The organism is Bacillus sp. C1, assembly GCF_054570475.1.
Genome location: NZ_JBTMZT010000002.1, coordinates 106,891 through 123,814 on the forward strand (window position 1 = coordinate 106,891; position 16,924 = coordinate 123,814).

At 34.7% G+C, this 16,924-nt stretch carries 16 protein-coding genes and 1 pseudogene; 12 read left to right on the top strand and 5 right to left on the bottom strand.

All coding sequences use genetic code 11. The features are described 5' to 3' along the window. Positions 1-105: 105 nt before the first annotated feature. Entirely contained in the window at positions 106-1,593 is a 1,488-nt protein-coding gene (locus tag ACX5JI_RS07180; RefSeq protein WP_459500425.1) for a coproporphyrinogen III oxidase, read from the top strand. A 200-nt stretch (positions 1,594-1,793) separates the two neighbouring features. Next, the gene (locus ACX5JI_RS07185) at positions 1,794-3,353 is read left to right on the top strand and encodes a fatty acid--CoA ligase (protein ID WP_459500426.1); all 1,560 of its coding nucleotides are present in this window, start codon (positions 1,794-1,796) and stop codon (positions 3,351-3,353) included. Between the two features lie 179 nt (positions 3,354-3,532). Here ACX5JI_RS07185 and ACX5JI_RS07190 read toward each other — a convergent pair whose 3' ends face one another. After that, positions 3,533-4,003 carry a hypothetical protein gene (locus ACX5JI_RS07190; RefSeq protein ID WP_459500427.1) on the bottom strand — a complete coding sequence of 157 codons (471 nt, stop codon included), beginning with the start codon at positions 4,001-4,003 and terminating at the stop codon, positions 3,533-3,535. A gap of 422 nt (positions 4,004-4,425) precedes the next feature. On the opposite strand from ACX5JI_RS07190, the gene ACX5JI_RS07195 reads away from it, so the two are divergent. The 8 genes and pseudogenes from ACX5JI_RS07195 to ACX5JI_RS07230 all read left to right on the top strand — a co-directional run bounded on the left by ACX5JI_RS07195 (position 4,426) and on the right by ACX5JI_RS07230 (position 10,657). Further along, positions 4,426-5,082, top strand: coding sequence for a TetR/AcrR family transcriptional regulator (locus ACX5JI_RS07195; protein WP_459500428.1), 657 nt, complete (start codon positions 4,426-4,428; stop codon positions 5,080-5,082). After that, the gene (locus ACX5JI_RS07200) at positions 5,075-5,806 is read left to right on the top strand and encodes an ABC transporter ATP-binding protein (protein WP_459500429.1); all 732 of its coding nucleotides are present in this window, start codon (positions 5,075-5,077) and stop codon (positions 5,804-5,806) included. Before ACX5JI_RS07195 ends, ACX5JI_RS07200 begins: the two co-directional genes overlap by 8 nt. After that, positions 5,799-6,497 (top strand): ABC transporter permease, encoded by a 699-nt coding sequence (locus ACX5JI_RS07205; protein ID WP_459500430.1) that lies wholly within the window; start codon positions 5,799-5,801, stop codon positions 6,495-6,497. Before ACX5JI_RS07200 ends, ACX5JI_RS07205 begins: the two co-directional genes overlap by 8 nt. Before the next feature lie 16 nt (positions 6,498-6,513). After that, on the top strand, positions 6,514-7,191 hold the full coding sequence (locus tag ACX5JI_RS07210; protein WP_459500431.1) for a DUF4097 family beta strand repeat-containing protein: 678 nt from the start codon (positions 6,514-6,516) through the stop codon (positions 7,189-7,191). Between the two features lie 451 nt (positions 7,192-7,642). Continuing rightward, positions 7,643-8,431, top strand: a complete 789-nt coding sequence (locus ACX5JI_RS07215; RefSeq protein WP_459500432.1) for an enoyl-CoA hydratase — start codon at positions 7,643-7,645, stop codon at positions 8,429-8,431. A gap of 550 nt (positions 8,432-8,981) precedes the next feature. Further along, positions 8,982-10,061: an acyltransferase family protein gene (locus tag ACX5JI_RS07220; RefSeq protein WP_459500433.1), complete on the top strand. Its 1,080-nt coding sequence runs from the start codon at positions 8,982-8,984 to the stop codon at positions 10,059-10,061. A 60-nt stretch (positions 10,062-10,121) separates the two neighbouring features. Continuing rightward, positions 10,122-10,259, top strand: a pseudogene (locus ACX5JI_RS07225) (IS6 family transposase); the annotation flags it as partial. A gap of 71 nt (positions 10,260-10,330) precedes the next feature. Next, on the top strand, positions 10,331-10,657 hold the full coding sequence (locus ACX5JI_RS07230) for a nucleoside triphosphate pyrophosphohydrolase (RefSeq protein WP_459500434.1): 327 nt from the start codon (positions 10,331-10,333) through the stop codon (positions 10,655-10,657). Positions 10,658-10,705: 48 nt separating this feature from the next. Here the strand turns inward: ACX5JI_RS07230 and ACX5JI_RS07235 are convergent, their stop codons facing one another. Next, a complete protein-coding gene (locus ACX5JI_RS07235) occupies positions 10,706-10,888 on the bottom strand; it encodes a hypothetical protein (protein ID WP_459500435.1) in 183 nt (60 codons plus the stop codon). Between the two features lie 266 nt (positions 10,889-11,154). Further along, a complete protein-coding gene (locus ACX5JI_RS07240) occupies positions 11,155-11,940 on the bottom strand; it encodes a TrmB family transcriptional regulator (protein ID WP_459500436.1) in 786 nt (261 codons plus the stop codon). A 113-nt stretch (positions 11,941-12,053) separates the two neighbouring features. Here ACX5JI_RS07240 and ACX5JI_RS07245 point away from each other — a divergent pair, with 113 nt between their 5' ends. Then, positions 12,054-12,821 (top strand): TSUP family transporter, encoded by a 768-nt coding sequence (locus ACX5JI_RS07245; RefSeq protein WP_459500437.1) that lies wholly within the window; start codon positions 12,054-12,056, stop codon positions 12,819-12,821. Between the two features lie 380 nt (positions 12,822-13,201). After that, on the top strand, positions 13,202-14,251 hold the full coding sequence (locus ACX5JI_RS07250; protein ID WP_459500438.1) for a M42 family metallopeptidase: 1,050 nt from the start codon (positions 13,202-13,204) through the stop codon (positions 14,249-14,251). Positions 14,252-14,388: 137 nt separating this feature from the next. Here the strand turns inward: ACX5JI_RS07250 and ACX5JI_RS07255 are convergent, their stop codons facing one another. Then, complete coding sequence (locus tag ACX5JI_RS07255) at positions 14,389-15,693, bottom strand: DUF5068 domain-containing protein (RefSeq protein WP_459500439.1); 1,305 nt, start codon at positions 15,691-15,693, stop codon at positions 14,389-14,391. Positions 15,694-15,980: 287 nt separating this feature from the next. Then, the gene (locus ACX5JI_RS07260) at positions 15,981-16,844 is read right to left on the bottom strand and encodes a 3-hydroxyacyl-CoA dehydrogenase (RefSeq protein ID WP_459500440.1); all 864 of its coding nucleotides are present in this window, start codon (positions 16,842-16,844) and stop codon (positions 15,981-15,983) included. Positions 16,845-16,924: the final 80 nt, after the last annotated feature.

Below are 16,924 nucleotides of genomic sequence, written 5' to 3' on the forward strand. Positions count from 1 at the left end.
GTGCTTTTTCATTAGTGGAAGAAATAAGGAAAAAGCTTCTGTATTGACCTAAAAACGCCCTTCAAGTAAACTAAAGAGAGTTTACAAATGAAAAGGTGATAAGCGTTGTTAATTTCAATAAAAACATTACAAGATGATCGTTTTTTACGTCCGCTACAAAATATTAGCGGCTTATTTTTTGAAGAGAGCACGATAGGATTTGAGCAGGAAGATGCGAATCTTATTGTTGAAATAAAGATAGAAGGAAATGTGACAGCTTTCGCGCGTTTAACAGACGTTGCAACAGGAAATGTATATGAAGAAACGTTTGAAAAAGATTTATCTTCCTTCACAGTAGAAAAAGAGCGGATGAAACAAGTGAAACACGTTGTTTCCTATGTATATCTTTCTGTTTTGCAGCAGCTAACTGGAATTGAGCAGAGCTGGGGGATTTTAACGGGAGTACGTCCAACGAAGCTTCTTCATAAAATGCTTCAAAATGGGATGACAAAAGAAGAAGCACATAAAGAACTTCGTGAAAGTTATTTAATTCATGAAGAAAAAATTGAACTACTGCAGCGTATTGTTGACTGTCAATTAGCGGTTGTTCCAGATTTGTATCGTTTGAAAGAAGAAGTGAGCATTTATATCGGTATTCCATTTTGTCCAACAAAATGTGCATACTGTACCTTCCCGGCTTATGCGATTAATGGACGTCAAGGGTCGGTTGATTCTTTCTTAGGCGGTTTACATTATGAAGTTCGTGAAATCGGTCAATTTTTAAAGGAAAAAGGAATTAAAGTTACCACGATTTATTATGGTGGTGGTACACCAACAAGTATTACAGCAGAAGAGATGGATATGTTGTATGAAGAAATGTACCAAGCATTTCCGGATGTGAAAGAAGTACGTGAAGTAACTGTTGAGGCAGGTCGTCCTGATACGATTACGCCGGAAAAACTAGAAGTGTTAAATAAATGGAACATTGACCGTATTAGTATTAATCCGCAGTCATACCACCAAGAAACGCTAAAAGCAATCGGACGTCATCATACGGTAGAAGAAACGATTGAGAAGTATCATTTAGCACGTAAAATGGGAATGAACAATATTAATATGGATTTAATCATTGGTCTTCCTGGTGAAGGGTTAGATATCTTTAAACATACGTTAGATGAAACAGAAAAGTTAATGCCAGAATCGTTAACCGTTCACACATTATCTTTTAAACGTGCTTCAGAGATGACGCAAAATAAACGTAAATATAAAGTCGCAGGCCGAGAAGAAATTACAGCGATGATGCATGAAGCAGAAGAATGGACGAAAAACCATAACTACGTGCCTTATTATTTATATCGCCAAAAGAACATTTTAGGTAACTTAGAAAATGTTGGCTACGCGATCCCGTCGCAAGAAAGTATTTATAATATCGTAATTATGGAAGAAGTACAATCGATTATCGGACTTGGCTGCGGTGCATCAAGTAAATTTGTTCATCCAAAAACAGGGGCAATTACGCATTTCGCAAATCCGAAAGATCCGAAATCATATAATGATGGTTATATTAAATATACAGAAGATAAGCTTGAAATTTTAAAAGAGTTATTCTCTTAAAAGGCTGGCCTAAAGGTTCGCATGTTGCGAAGCTTTAGGTATCAGCCTTTTTTTAGTTCCTTTTTGTTTCATAGCCGCCACTTGTATGTTGTAAAACAGTGTCGAGAATGATCAGAAAAAGAAGGTAAAAATGTAGAGGAAATGTCTACTTATAGGCGAAATGATAGATTTATGAAAGTGAAAAGGGGGCATATTTTGACATGTACATGACGATTGGGAGGATTTTTGATTTAACAGTTGGGAAGTATTCGCACAAAGAAGCGTTAGTAGAACCAGAAAAGAACATTCGCTGGACATATGAGGAGTGGGATGAACAGATCAATAAAACGGCGCATGCTTTATTAGCAGAAGGTGTGAAAAAAGGAGATACTGTATCTGTTTATTTATATAACTGTCATGAATTTGTAAACGTTTACCTCGCTTGTGCGAAAATTGGTGCGATTTTCAATCCAATTAATTTCCGCTTAAAAGCAAAAGAAGTAGCGTATATCCTTAAAGACGCATCCTCCAAAGTCGTTGTATTTGAAAAAGCTGTTAAACAGACAGTTGCTGCGATTGAACGAGATTTCCCAAGCAGCTCTTTTTGGTATATAGAAGATGATACGCCTTTATACGCGAATTCATATCATGAAAAAGTAAATGCAGCTTCATCTGAAGCGTTAGACATTGTTATTGAAGAAACAGATTATTGTTCCATGCTCTATACAAGTGGTACAACAGGGCATCCAAAAGGGGTGCTGCATCGTCATCGTGAGATTGCTGAGCATAGTATGATTTGTACTTACTTTTTAAAATATAACCGTGATAGCGTTGGCCTTGCAGTAGCGCCGTTATATCATTGCGGTGAATTAAATGCTGGTATTTTACCACGCATTCAAGTTGGCGGGAAAAATATTATATTACATCACTTTGATACAAAGACGGTATTACATACAATTGAAACTGAAAAAATCACGACTTTCTTCGCTGCACCAACGATGTGGAATATGATGTTACAAGAGAATTTATCACAATATGAACTCCGCTCGATGAAAATAGGAATATACGGCGGAGCTGCGATGGCACCAGCGCTCGTCAAAGAATGTAAAGAGCGTCTGCATATTGATCTTGTCCAAATTTATGGAATGACAGAAATGGGGCCAGTTGTTGCATTTTTAGTCGAAGAAGACCAAATTACGAAAGCTGGTTCAGCTGGAACGCTTTGTTTTAGCCATGAAATTCGTATTGTAAAACCGAATGAAGAAGGACCAGCAGAACCAGATGATGTACTGCCACCATATGAAGTGGGAGAAATTATTTTACGCGGACCATGTATGATGGCAGGATATCATAATCGAGAAGAAGCGACAGCAAAGTCTTTGTATAAAGGATGGTATCATTCAGGTGATTTAGGGTATTTAGATAAGGATGGGTATTTGTACGTTGCAGATCGTGTTGATGATATGGTTATAAGCGGTGGGGTAAATATTTATCCACGTGAAATTGAAGATTTCCTCCATAGTCATCCTAGTGTATTAGATGTAGCGGTACTTGGTGAACCGGATGAATTATGGGGTGAGCGTGTTGTTGCGGTAGTGGTGAAAAAGGACGAGCATATTACGGCCGCCGATTTAGAAAGTTATTGTAAAGAAAGTGATGAACTAGCTGACTATAAACGTCCGCGTCATTACGTATTTGCAGATGAACTGCCTCGTAATGCGAGCGGGAAATTGCAGAAGTTTGTGCTGAGAGAAACTCTAAAAGGTGCTAAGAAAGTGTAAAGAAAAAGCATAGTCATGGCTGACTATGCTTTCTCTAGTTTGTTTTTGTGTCGTTCTTTGTCGGTTGGTCGATATCCTTTGTCGAATCGCCGATATATTGAGAGAAACAGTCGATATATTTGAAAAATCGCTGATAAAGTAAAATTTCACTCACCATCGCATATCGATAACCATTGCTATTATTTGCGTGAGAAACCTTCTTCATCAAGGTATTCTGCAGCTTCTGGATAAGAATTAAATGTACCGTCTAAATTTACGCCAGCGTACACATTCCACATATCGTCTTCTTGGATAAGAGTAAGGATATGTCCATCTTCATTATGCCATTCTTCTTCTTTAGCAGGTTCAGCTTGTGCTACGATTTCTTCTGGCTCCTGAGATAATCGTTCAATTGATTTTTGAATTAGTGAGCGTAGTTCATCTGCTGAAAATTCACGGATGTTAACCATGCCTTTATCGTCTGTTTTATAACCTTTAATACCGCTCGCATATACAAAGCCATTCCCATTTGGGTGTAAATGATACACAACGTTCTTTTTGTCTAGGCGGCTTTCTTCAAAGTGAAAGTTCACACGTTTTAATGATACGTTCTTTCTTTCCAACTCTGGGAAAGATTCGATAATCGATAGTTTTTCTTCAAAAGTTAGCATAATGCCTCCAAATATATAGTAAAAGATTTTATCCGTTCATTATAACATGTGATTCATCAAAAATAATATTCTTTCCGGTGATTCTACAAAAAGAATATTATTTTACTTTAAGGGGATTTTATCAGCTTGATGCAGCGGTAATACTTGCAATCTTGTGTATAGGGTTATCGCCCTATACACATCAAGCGAAGATTTTGAAGTCTCCCCAAAACGAAAATTTTATCTCTTCATAGTTGTCTATGGGAATCTGGTTCATTTGTTGTCTTAGGAAATAATGAATTTCTTAACTTGATGGTGGTGGGGCGAGACTTTGTGTTGAAAAATTTAGACTATTCGTTAATATATCGTGTTGACATACAAATATTGTAATGTTAGTCTAAACATACCGATGTCCGGTATCTGTAATGAAAGAGGGTTTTTAAATGAGAAGTAAAGATTCAAAGCAAACAATTGAAAAAATATTAACGGTGTCAGCAACGCTGTTTAGTGAGAAGGGATTTGATAAAACGAGCATACAAGATATTGTTGATTCTCTTGGAATGTCAAGAGGAGCTATTTTTCATCATTTTAAATCGAAAGAAGATATATTAGAAGCAGTCATGGAACGGCAGTTTAATTATACTTACGAGATGTTGGAGCAATTAGTTCATAGTATTGATTCAGTAAATAGTAGGGATAAGTTAACAAAAATTTTAGAAAGAATTGCATCAGATAAAAACATTCACTCTATGGATGATATTTTGAATTACCAAATAAAAAATCCACAGTTTATTGTGCAAGGAATAAAAGCAAGTGTAAATAAAGAAGCGTTAATATTTACGGAAATCATGAAACAAGGGATAGCAGATGGTTCCATTACAACGGAATATCCCAATGAATGTGCAGAAGTCTTTATGCTTTTGATGGATGTTTGGACGAACCCAATCCTATTTAATCGTAAAAAATCAGAAACAATTAATCGGATAAAGTTTTTGCAACATATGATGAGACAGTTAGGGGTTGATATTGTAAGTGATCAATTAATAAAAGAACTTATGAGTCATTATCCAAATATAGAACTGGGTGGTATTAATGAATAATGTTGCCGTAAAAACACATAACTTGGTAAAAGTATTTGATGGTTCAGAGGTCATTAAAGGAAGTACGATGACAGTAACAGCTAATACTGTTTATGGATTTTTAGGTGCCAATGGTGCAGGTAAAACGACAGTATTTAAAATTTTATCAGGCTTATTGCTTCCTACATCTGGGAAGGTTGAAATTTTTGGAATGGACGTAACGAAAGATCGCGATTTGATACTAAAAAGTATAGGAACTTTAATTGAAGTTCCGGTATTTTATGAGCATTTATCAGCAACTGAGAATTTGAAATTTCATTTGGCTTATATGGATGCTGAAGGATTTGAGATTTCTAAAGTATTAAAAATGGTAGGCCTTGTTCAAACAGGTGATCAACCAGTTTCTAAATTTTCATTAGGAATGCGACAAAGATTAGCCATAGCACGTGCCTTCATTCATAAACCTAAACTTTTAATTTTGGATGAACCAGTAAATGGATTAGACCCACTGGGGATTCAAGGAATGAGGATGTTATTTAAAGATCTATCTGAAAATTATGGGATGACCATTCTTATTTCAAGTCATATCCTTAGTGAACTGGAACACATTGTAGATTCAATTGGAGTCATTGTAAATGGGATAGTGGTAGAGGAAGCACTTCTGGAAGAAGTAAAGAAAAAATCTCCGAAGGGGTTAGAAGCATATTTCTTCAAAATTATGTCAGGAGGAAAAGTACATGCTTAATTTAATCCAACTTGAAATTGGAAAAAATAAAATAAATACGTTTATCTTAGCAAGTGCTATTTCGAGTATTGGTTTGCTTGCGTTTATCTATTTTGTTGCATTTGTTGCACAACAAACAAATGAGATTCAATTTCAGAATTATGCCAATATCCATAAATTTACTATATTAATGGGGATGATTGTTTTTTCAACTATATCATCTGTAATGTATACTCGCTTTATTATTGAAGAATACAAAGGAAAACAAATTACATTGTTATTTTCTTATCCTGTCAATCGGAAGAAAGTTTTACTTGTAAAATTACTTATTGTAAGTGGTTTTACTACGGTGGCTATGATTATTTGCAGTGCCATACCTATCATTATTTTTAGTTTAACAGAAAAAATTTCTCCTATTGTTCCAGATACTCTTTCACAGGAAGATATTTTTTCTACATTGTTAATGATTGTAATTACTGCTTTTATAACTAGTATGGTAGCCCTTATTGCTATGAGAATAGGTTTTATTAAAAAATCAATTCCTATTACAATTATTTCTTCTTTCGGCTTAATTGCCCTTTTAGGGAATACTGTGGCATCTGGTTATGATAATCCTATGTTAGGTGTCATTATATTAGCAATAATTGCTGCTAGTGGAATCTTAGTTTCTCTTGAATTGATGCAGAGAGTAAATCGGATGGAAATAGATTAATTTAGGAGGGAGATCAATGAGTAACTATCAGGAAACAGTTGAGCTAAATGAAAGAATTAAAATAGAAATTCAGATTAAAGGAGGAATTGTTTTTTGTCATGCAATAAAAGGAACAAAATTAGTTATTAATGGATCATTAGGACGACATTGTAAGGGGATAGAAATAAAACAACTAGCGAATCGTTTAATTTTAAAACAAGAAGTTCGCATTACTCCAATTCTTATGATTGGATTTCCAAAATCAGTTTATTTCGATATAGGTATTCCAGAAGAGATGATGGAAGACCTAGCTATTAATCAGGATCTTGGTGAACTGACTCTTGAGGGCCTTCAAGGTAAAAAAATACAAGTTAACACGAAGACTGCAAAGTTGGTTGTAAATGATGTCTTATGTGATTCTTTAGATTTAAAGATTGGGAGTCGTCCTGCAGATATACGTTTATTAAGAAAAATTCAGCATACTAATGTTAAGTCTATTTCAGGGAAGATTAATTTGGAAATGAATGAGATAGGTGGAGATTTGAACTGTTCATGTGGTGCAGCAGGCGCTTATATTAAGATTCCACCAAAGGCTAATGTCCAAATAAACAAACGCGGGGTTAGAAAGTGTGCAATAGATGCTGTATTATCAGGAGAACAACTTTATAAATTTAATTTAACAGCTAATTTAGGAGAGATAAGAGTTATAAACTAGTAAAGAATAAAGGCCTTTTGAAAGATAGAGGAACAACTTTTAAAAGTAGCATGATGAAGTGAATGGGGTTCGGCCGAGATACTACAAAGATTACTAATGTCTTATTAAAAAAATGATTTAGACTGAAAAGGTGTTTTACTTAGTTAACAATAGTTCTTAGCTCGTTTTTTTCGTTTTGGGAAACAATCAATTTCTTAAGTTAATGGCGATGGGGTGGGACCTCTATAGCGCAACTGAAAATAGAGGATAAAGGCATATTCTATAAAGAGCGTGTTGGAGAACTTTATAATGAGATATGTAAATATTTATAAGGATAAATAAAAGATGGTTTCACAGGGGATAAAGTCACATTTTCGATATTATTAGACAGAAAATTAAGAAAAAAGAAGGGTTTTCCACCTCTTTTCTTTAATTATATAAATATAATCTTTAGATAAGAGAGGGATATACAATGGAAGTAAAAAGTAAAGCAGAGTCTGTAGTTGTGAAATATGAAGGACGAGTAGCAACAATTATGGTGAATCGCCCAGAAGTATTAAATGCGTTAGATGAGCCGACGCTTAAAGAATTATTAGCAAAGTTGAAAGAAGTAGCGGAAAGTTCCGTTCATATTGTTGTATTATGCGGGAATGGACGTGGTTTTTCTGCGGGTGGAGATATTAAATCGATGCTTTCTAGTAAGGATGAAAGCCGCTTTGAAAGTATTATGCAAACTATTTCAGAAATTGTTGTAACGTTATATACAATGCCAAAACTTGTGATTAGTGCAATTCATGGGCCTACTGCGGGACTTGGCTTAAGCATTGCTTTAACAGCCGATTATGTAGTAGCAGACAGTTCATCTATCATTGCGATGAACTTTATTGGAATCGCTTTAATACCAGATGGTGGGGGGCACTTCTTCTTACAAAAGCGCCTCGGTGAAAATATGGCAAAACAAATCATTTGGGAAGGGAAAAAGCTATCTGCAACAGAAGCGCTAGAGCTTGGATTAATTGACAAAGTAATCGGCGAAAACTTCCAATCAGCTGTAAAACAGAAAATTGATGAGTGGCTGCAAAAACCAATTCAAGCGATGATTCAAACGAAACAAATTTTGAGCGAAGTGAATCTCTCAAACTTAGAACAAACGCTGCAGCTTGAAAAACGTGGACAATACGCAATGAGAAAAACGGCTGATCACCGCGAAGGAATTGCGGCGTTTTTAGAAAAGCGTCCGCCGATGTTTAAAGGAGAGTAAACTACTCCCGCCCTTACTTCGTTTAGATAAAATGATACAAAAGAGGAAAGTGCTGACGCAAAACGTGTTAGCGCTTTTTTTATATAAATCCAATTTGATTTTCTAACAGATACATTATGGTTATGAAGAACAAACAGAGATCTTCACTCATTTTCTCCTTCTGTTTTCACATGGCATGGGGCTAAAAAAGGCACTGACCGCTTCTATCCATGGCCGGATGCTCTCATCCATCTGAAAAGAATGGGTTGATGTTAGTTTTTTACTTTGGATTTATATAGTAAAGAGAAATATCGTACACTAGTGTTTTCTTTTTGGCCGAGAACCTCCCCGTTGATTAAAATTTCATTTTATAAAATATTACATTTGAACAAAGAATCCCCTCAAATATAAACTTATGTCCATATTCAATGCATCAAGAAATCAATGAATGTTATAATAATACATAAAGAATTCATGATGGCTTTCGTATAGAACTCATCAAACAATAGAAACCTCGCAAAATAGTAGGGTATTTTGAGAATCGTTTAGGTTATATTGTAAGGAGGATTCTATGCAGCAAAGACAAAGATTAAATCTTATTCAAGCCTCAAGGGCCATTGTTCCTTTACTTATTTTGAGTTTTCACGTGGGCTTTGTAGCAGATGAGCATTTCAACTATAATTTTTTAAATTTAACAAAGTTAGAGCGCGTTGGCGGGGCAGATTACTTTTTTATAGTAACTGGGTTTATGATGTTTTATGTGTATTCTAAGTATATCGGAAATAGAGATAAATTTCGTCCGTTTCTCATGAAAAGATTTATTGGTATATATCCTTTTTATTGGGTTATAACTTGTATAGTGATTGTGTTTTTCTTTTTTATTCCTGTCGGTTATGGGTATTCAAAAAGTTTTAAAACCATTTTAGGATCACTTTCTTTATTCCCATGGCATGAAGAACCGATTATTTATAGTGCTTGGTCTTTAAGACATAACATTTTATTTTATATGATATTTTCGATGCTTATTTTCAAAAATGGGAAAATAATGAGATTCTTAATTGGTTTATGGATAACGCTTATTGTAATTATTTATATAAAGGATATAGAGATAAACAATTACTTAATAAGCTTTATATTTAATAGACTAAACTTAAATTTTATTTTAGGTTGCTGTTGTGCTTATATTGCAATGAATTTCCGAATTAAACATGGGAAATCATTACTTACATTAGGGATGTTAGGTTACACATTTACTTGGATAACTGTTATATATGACCTCATGCATATCGATACCGTTCTCATGTATGCAATTTCTGGGACATGTTTAATTCTAGGTTTAGTGTCTTTTGATATAAATAAAAAGGTAAGTATTCCTAAAATATTTAATTATTTAGGTAACGCTTCATTTTCTATTTATCTTACTCATCCTGCATTTATTGGACTAATAGCGATTATGATAAAGAAATTAGGGATTTATGATTTGATAGGAAATCTATTCTCTACATTGTTATGCATATTGATTGCTATTATTATGGGATGTTTAGCCCATTCGTTCATCGAAAAACCGTTATTAGCTAAATTGAGATCAGTTTTCTTGAATCCTACGAACAAGCAAACGCGGTTAGCAACTTTATCTCGAAGCAGTTGTTAAAGAGGCATTTGCTATAAAAATTGCAGTAATTTACAAGAGTTTAAAACAAACAATTCTTGAAGAGTCGCTGGAACATATATGAAATTCAAAGGACAGTGGCTGTATTTGTATTGTTGAAATAAAATAAGAAATCAAAAGGCTGTAAAGCGCTTTTTCAAGAGGGCTTTGCGGCCTTTTTATGTTTCAAGTCCCCGTGTTACCAATTGCAAAACGAAAGAAAGAGAAGATATGCTATAGTATAAGTATGATATTTTGGCGGGGGGATGAACATGGCAAACTATAATAAATTAGTTAGAGATTTCGTTCCAGAAAAGATTTTAATGTCTGGAAAAACATATACTTCAAAAAAATTAACAGGTCAAGCATACATAGAAGCATTGGCGAAAATCGGAACAGAAGAAATTCGGGAGTTTGCCTCAATGAAAGAACGGGAACACGCACTAGATTCACTTGCGGATGCACTAGAGGTCATCATTTCACTTGCGCGTGCTGAAGGGGCGACATTTGAAGATATTGAACGGATTCGTAAGCAGAAAAAAGAAGAGCGCGGCGGGTTTCAGAGAGGGATCTATTTGCTCGATGTGTTAGAGGAATAGTTTGATAGTAAAAAAACACAGCTCGTATTGATAAGCTGTGTTTTTTCACTATTTTACTTTTGCAACATTCTTTTTCAAAACAAACAAACTCATAACAAGAAATACGCCCGTTAACGCCCAGCCAATTGTAATCGCAGTAGAGGTATGGAGAACATAAGCAACCTGTAAACAGAATAAGGATGCTAAAAACCAAATGAGTGCAATTTCTACATGTTTTCTCGTTAGTTTCATTTCAGTAACTCCTTTTTATTATATGCATTTACAATATTTTACCATAATTATTGTCGCTTTACCCATGAGTTGACCAGAAAACACTTACTTTTATAGGCGATTATCTAATTATCTAACGGAATTGGAAACATAAATTGGCCTTGAGTTAATGCGGAATTTTATACATATGGAGTAGAGGGAATAAAGACAATGAGTGCTTTAACCACTGATATAATGGCCAGTTAACATAACCGTTGAACAAGGAACTTTAATTTAGATAATGCTCCTTATTCCTCCATAAAAAATGTTTTTCGCTCTGTAGTAATCCAATTCTCCAAATTGTCTTGGCTACGTCTAACAAGTCGATTCACTAGGACATCATGCCACACATAATCCTCTAATAAATAAATATGAACAGGGTCATCTGTATAAAAAGCAATACTACGCTCATCAATTGATGGTCCATAAATCATCTCTTTAGAATCTATGGACAGAATAAACCAATGTTCTGTAGATCTGGTTTCTGTATAAGGTGTTATACGATGGATTTCTAAATTTTTAATTGGATGTTCAACATGTAGCGTAATACCTTGTACTGTAACTTTATTAGCCGCCTCAACAAGCTCTTCCTTTAACAGCTCATACATATCATCCCACATCGATATGACAATACGCTTTTCTGCTTTTTTTAGTAATGTCTGACAATAACTAATTATTGTCTTATAGTCCTTTAAAGTAATCACTCGATTGTCTGTTTTTTCCTCGAAAGTTTCTAGACTTTTTAATGATTCACTTATTACTTCATAAGTGGATTTCCACTCTGATTGAGCCTTCTGCAAAAAGATTTCAACAGGTAAAGGTGAATATCGAGTGGTGTCATCTATCTCTTCCTTCATGACAATTCCTTTTTCAACAAGATTACTTAATACATCATAAATTCGTGCTCTTGGAATACCTGAGTCCTTACTCACTTGGTAGGCTGTAACAGGACCTTGTTTAACAAGAGATATATAAGATTTAGCTTCATATTCGTTAAAGCCTAATTTTTTGAGCTGTTGCACTATATAATTCAATTTTTCGTCCTCCAATTGTTCTTTCTCTATATTTTCAACGTTACAATAACCATTTACATTTAGCAAATCCTTAGTTACTATTTAAGTAGTGACTAAGGAGAGGTTGATTATATATGGATTTCCAATTAGACCCATCAATATTAATTATTTTAATTGTTTTTGGTTTTTTAGCTTCATTTATTGATTCAGTAGTAGGGGGCGGTGGACTGATTGCCTTGCCTGCTTTATTATTTACAGGATTGAATCCAGCAGGGGCAGTAGCTACGAATAAATTAGCATCGACAATGGGGTGTGTAACTAGTAATATTGTATTTTATCGTTCTGGTAATCTTGAGTTGAAATCAGCGCTTAAACTATTTCCACTGACTTTCATAGGTTCCATAGTAGGTGCTTGGATTGTTCATTTAATGAACCCAGAGATACTGAAACCTTTGATGTTACTAATGCTTGGTATTGTTGCTATTTATACGATATTTAAAAAGGATTGGGGTAGTATTTCCACTCATAAGAAATTATCCGCTCGGCACTTTATTATTTTTACTTTTTTTGTTTTTGTTATTGGTTTTTATGATGGATTTCTAGGTCCTGGCACAGGTTCATTTTTAATGTTTACCTTTTTGTTAATTGGGTATGATTTTTTAAAGGCAGCAGGTAATGCGAAATTTCTTAATTTGGGAAGCAATATTGGTGCATTGTTGATGTTTATGTATTTAGGACAAGTAAACTACGCCTATGGTTTCATAATGGGAATAGCACAAATTGTTGGTGGGATCATTGGCTCCAAATTTGCTATAAAAAAAGGAAGTGGTTATGTTCGTGCCCTTTTCATTACAGTAACTTGTTTATTATTAGCGAAAAATATTTATGATTATATTCAATAATTTCTAAAATTAACTTCCTATATCGAATTTTACGTCAACTATATAAATACAAATTGAAAAAGTGACATAAAACCATTCTTTTTAGGTAGGAGAGAGCATCCGGCCATGCATAGAAGCGGTCAGCCCATCTTCCTGCCCCATGCCAAGTTAAAACAAAGGTGTAGTTCAATTTTTGTTCTTCATAACAGCGGGTTATGTGTCGAAAAATCAAAATGGATTTATATAGTACCTTTTGAGGGGGACTAGTTGTTTTTTTGTTGTATACATATTAGAAGCATAAGTTGACCAAAACGGCCATCTTATCTCCAGTTTTACAAGTGGAGGTTTTACGATAATTTCAGTATACTGAATATTAGAAAAATGAAGTGGGGGAATCAACATTGGCACATGATACAAAAGAAACAATGGAGCTGATTAAACAGCTTGTTTCCATTCCAAGTCCATCTGGAAATACAGGGAAAATTATTAACTTTATTGAAAACTATGTGAAAGAATGGAATGTAGAAACGAAGCGGAACAACAAAGGGGCGCTTATTTTAACGTTAAAAGGAAAGAATGACGAGCAGCACCGCCTGTTAACGGCTCACGTTGATACATTAGGTGCAATGGTAAAAGAGATTAAATCTGACGGTCGTCTTCGCTTATCGATGATCGGCGGATTTCGCTGGAATTCTGTTGAAGGAGAATATTGCGAAATCGAAACAGCAAACGGAAAAACATATACTGGCACGATTTTAATGCATCAAACTTCTGTCCATGTATATAAAGATGCGGGGGAAGCAAAGCGCGATGAAAAAAATATTGAAGTCCGCATTGATGAACGCGTATCTACGGCGGATGAAGTTCGTAAATTAGGAATTGAAGTAGGAGATTTCGTCTCATTTGATCCACGCGTCCAAATTACAGAGAGCGGCTACATAAAGTCACGTCATTTAGACGATAAAGTAAGCGTGGCAATCTTATTACAATTTATAAAAAGATTACAAGGTGAAAAGATTACATTACCATATACAACGCATTTCTTAATTTCCAATAATGAAGAAATTGGTTATGGTGGTAACTCTAATATCCCAGAAGAAACAGTGGAATATTTAGCGGTCGATATGGGAGCGCTTGGTGATGGACAAGCATCAGATGAATACACCGTATCGATTTGTGCGAAAGACTCTAGTGGTCCATACCATTATGCTTTACGTAAACATTTAGTAGAACTTGCGAAAGTAAACAACATCGAATATAAAGTTGATATTTATCCGTACTACGGATCAGATGCATCCGCTGCAATCCGCGCAGGGTTTGATGTGAAACACGCCCTTATTGGAGCCGGAATTGATTCTTCACATGCATTTGAACGTACGCATGAGAGTTCGATTGCACATACAGAGGCACTTATATTTGCATATGTGATGTCAGAGATGATAGAAGAGTAGGCGGGAGAGGAACGAGCTGATCTATATGTATGTCAGCTTGGTTTACTATGGAAGAACGTTATATTTTTTGGGGGAAATCGTTCATATATTAAAAAGGCCGGGGAAGGAAATAACCTCACCCGGCTTTTTTTGCTTTTTTATTTTGGTAATGTGAATTTCACTTTTTTCCCTTTTGAAATATCTTTTACTTCTTTATTTTTCATAGGTCCTATTTCGATTTCAAAGTTCTTGTCTTTCCAAATTTTTTCATACTGTTCTAAATCTAAAGTGTAAACTTGTAATAATTCTCCAGATGATCCCGTTTTGATTACATCATTAGCGGAGTAATTTAGCAACATGCCTTCGCTAAGCGTATACTGCATATTGTCATTAAGGTGTAGTGTAGAAGTTAACGCAGATAACGAAATATCTTCAGATCCTTTGTTATCGATTTTAAATTTAGCCGTTAATAAAGCGACGCCATTTTTAAAGCTTCCGAACCGAGGTGCTTCAACAGAATTTGGCGTGAATTGGGTGAATTGATATCCATCTAATGTAACATTGACACCCGCTAAATCTTGACTTGCATTAATGTTTGACTTCTCTTTTAACATTTTCTTCTCGCCCATGTTATCAACAGTTGCTTTATCTTGATAGAAAGTTTTATCTCCTGTAACTTTTTCAGCACCTTGTTTATTTAAGCCTAACGCAAATTTTCCCGGACTTCCAATTGGAGCATCAAATTTTCCTTTATTCGCTTGCGCTGCAGGAACATCGACTGATACTGTTGATACTTCTAAAATTTTTGTTAAATCATCTTTACCGAATGGATAAGCGACATAACCAGAAACGGTTTCACCTGCTTTTACGATATAGCCATTGTCAGGAGACAATTTTCCGAGTAATTGCTCTTCTTTTGGAAGTAACTCTTTATAGTTCGTGTAAGCCGTCCGAGCACCTGTAAATGTCATGTCTAAAGATGGCATATAATATACATCTTTATTTGAAGTATTCTTTACACTATAGTTTGCAAGAATAACCCCACCATTTGTTTGGTCATGGAACGGAATACTAAAATCGGTATGGAAATCATTTAATTCAACTAATGTATAGTTATTAAGCGATACGGAAACATCGTCTAATTTATGTGCTTGCGGTTTTTTATTTTCATAAAGGACTTTCGCTTTACCTTGTGTTTCTTTCTCCATATATGAGATCAGCTTTGAATAATCGCCGGAACTCACTGCTGTATCTTTCGTACTTTTGTCGTCAGATTTTTTTTCTTTAACTGTATCTGTTTTCTCTGTCTTATTTTCCTTTGCTGTATCCGTTTTTTCAGATTTTTTTTCTGCTGATACATTCTCTTTTTGTTCTTTACTTGCTTGATCACTTTGACCGCAACCAGTCACCATTAAAGCAGCAACTGTCATGGTAGAAAGTAAAGTAATAATTTTTTTTGACATTTCTTTTCCCCCTGTTTTCTCTCTGTTAAACTCACAATCTGTATAACCAAATAACTGATTATCCCCCTTGCTTGTCTCCACGCTTTATTATAGAAAAAAATGTTATTGTTTACCAGCTTTTTCTAATGATTTATATGGTTTAAGTGGGTGAAATTGTATGCTCTATCTGAGTAACTTTATGAGAATTCAAAGCGAGGGAATAAAAAACAGAAAGAATCGTTACCACTCTTTTGAATGATAGAGACTCTTTCTGTTTTTTACTAATTTGTGTAGAGATTGGATTCCTATTAATTTGAATATTTATAGAAGCCTTCTCCAGTTGAAACGCCGAGTTTTCCTTTATCGATATACTCAGTTTTCAATAAATGTGCTAGTTTTTCAGAATTTTTGTTTCCTGCTTGTCCTTTTGCATTTGCAATATTATAAGCAGTATTAATTCCGACGATATCTAAAATGGCAAAAGGACCCATTGGTGCTTTTGTTGCGACCATCCATGTTTTATCAATTGTTTCTGGATCAGCAACCTCATTTACTAAAAGCGTTTGAGCTGCGTCTAAAAGTGGAACTAATAAAGAGTTTAAAATATAGCCTGGTTGCTCTTTATATAAAGGTAACGCAACCATTCCAATTGCTTTTGCAAATTCAATCATGTCATCAAACACTTTCATATCTGTTCCAGTATGTTTCATAATTTCAGCTGTGTTGTTTTTCCAAATTTCATTAGCGAAGTGTAAAGCTAAAAACTTCTCTGGTCGTCCTGTCGCCGCTGCAAATTGGCTTGGTAACAATGTAGAAGTGTTCGTTGCAAAAATTGCTTTCTCAGGAGCTAATTTTCCTAACGTATTGTAAAAATCAATTTTAATTTGAACAACTTCTGGTATCGCTTCAATTACAAGATCAGCATCCGCAACTGCTGTTGCTAAATCAGAGCTGAAAGAAATACGGTTATAAGCAGTATGAACCTCTTCTTCTGTAGCTCCTAGATCCTCTTGGTAATTCAGCATCAATCGATTGAAATGTTCTTTCGCACGTTCTAATACTTCATCGTTAATGTCATATATGAATACTTGAAAGCCTTTGAAAGCTGTTTGAAATGCAATTTGACTACCTAAAACGCCACTACCGGCAACAGTAATATTTTTATAGTTCATAATGATGTCTCCTTTAATAATTAATATTATTAATAATACACTTAATATAAAGGTTATATTATCATAACATTAAATGAGAA

Bases quoted from the DNA above. Each gene is read 5' to 3' on its own strand.
- ACX5JI_RS07215 (WP_459500432.1), top strand. From the start codon at position 7,643: ATGGAAGTAAAAAGTAAAGCAGAGTCTGTAGTTGTGAAATATGAAGGA.
- ACX5JI_RS07220 (WP_459500433.1), top strand. From the start codon at position 8,982: ATGCAGCAAAGACAAAGATTAAATCTTATTCAAGCCTCAAGGGCCATT.
- ACX5JI_RS07185 (WP_459500426.1), top strand. From the start codon at position 1,794: ATGTACATGACGATTGGGAGGATTTTTGATTTAACAGTTGGGAAGTAT.
- ACX5JI_RS07255 (WP_459500439.1), bottom strand. From the start codon at position 15,693: ATGTCAAAAAAAATTATTACTTTACTTTCTACCATGACAGTTGCTGCT.
- ACX5JI_RS07230 (WP_459500434.1), top strand. From the start codon at position 10,331: ATGGCAAACTATAATAAATTAGTTAGAGATTTCGTTCCAGAAAAGATT.
- ACX5JI_RS07260 (WP_459500440.1), bottom strand. From the start codon at position 16,844: ATGAACTATAAAAATATTACTGTTGCCGGTAGTGGCGTTTTAGGTAGT.
- ACX5JI_RS07235 (WP_459500435.1), bottom strand. From the start codon at position 10,888: ATGAAACTAACGAGAAAACATGTAGAAATTGCACTCATTTGGTTTTTA.
- ACX5JI_RS07200 (WP_459500429.1), top strand. From the start codon at position 5,075: ATGAATAATGTTGCCGTAAAAACACATAACTTGGTAAAAGTATTTGAT.
- ACX5JI_RS07190 (WP_459500427.1), bottom strand. From the start codon at position 4,003: ATGCTAACTTTTGAAGAAAAACTATCGATTATCGAATCTTTCCCAGAG.
- ACX5JI_RS07210 (WP_459500431.1), top strand. From the start codon at position 6,514: ATGAGTAACTATCAGGAAACAGTTGAGCTAAATGAAAGAATTAAAATA.
- ACX5JI_RS07205 (WP_459500430.1), top strand. From the start codon at position 5,799: ATGCTTAATTTAATCCAACTTGAAATTGGAAAAAATAAAATAAATACG.
- ACX5JI_RS07195 (WP_459500428.1), top strand. From the start codon at position 4,426: ATGAGAAGTAAAGATTCAAAGCAAACAATTGAAAAAATATTAACGGTG.
- ACX5JI_RS07245 (WP_459500437.1), top strand. From the start codon at position 12,054: ATGGATTTCCAATTAGACCCATCAATATTAATTATTTTAATTGTTTTT.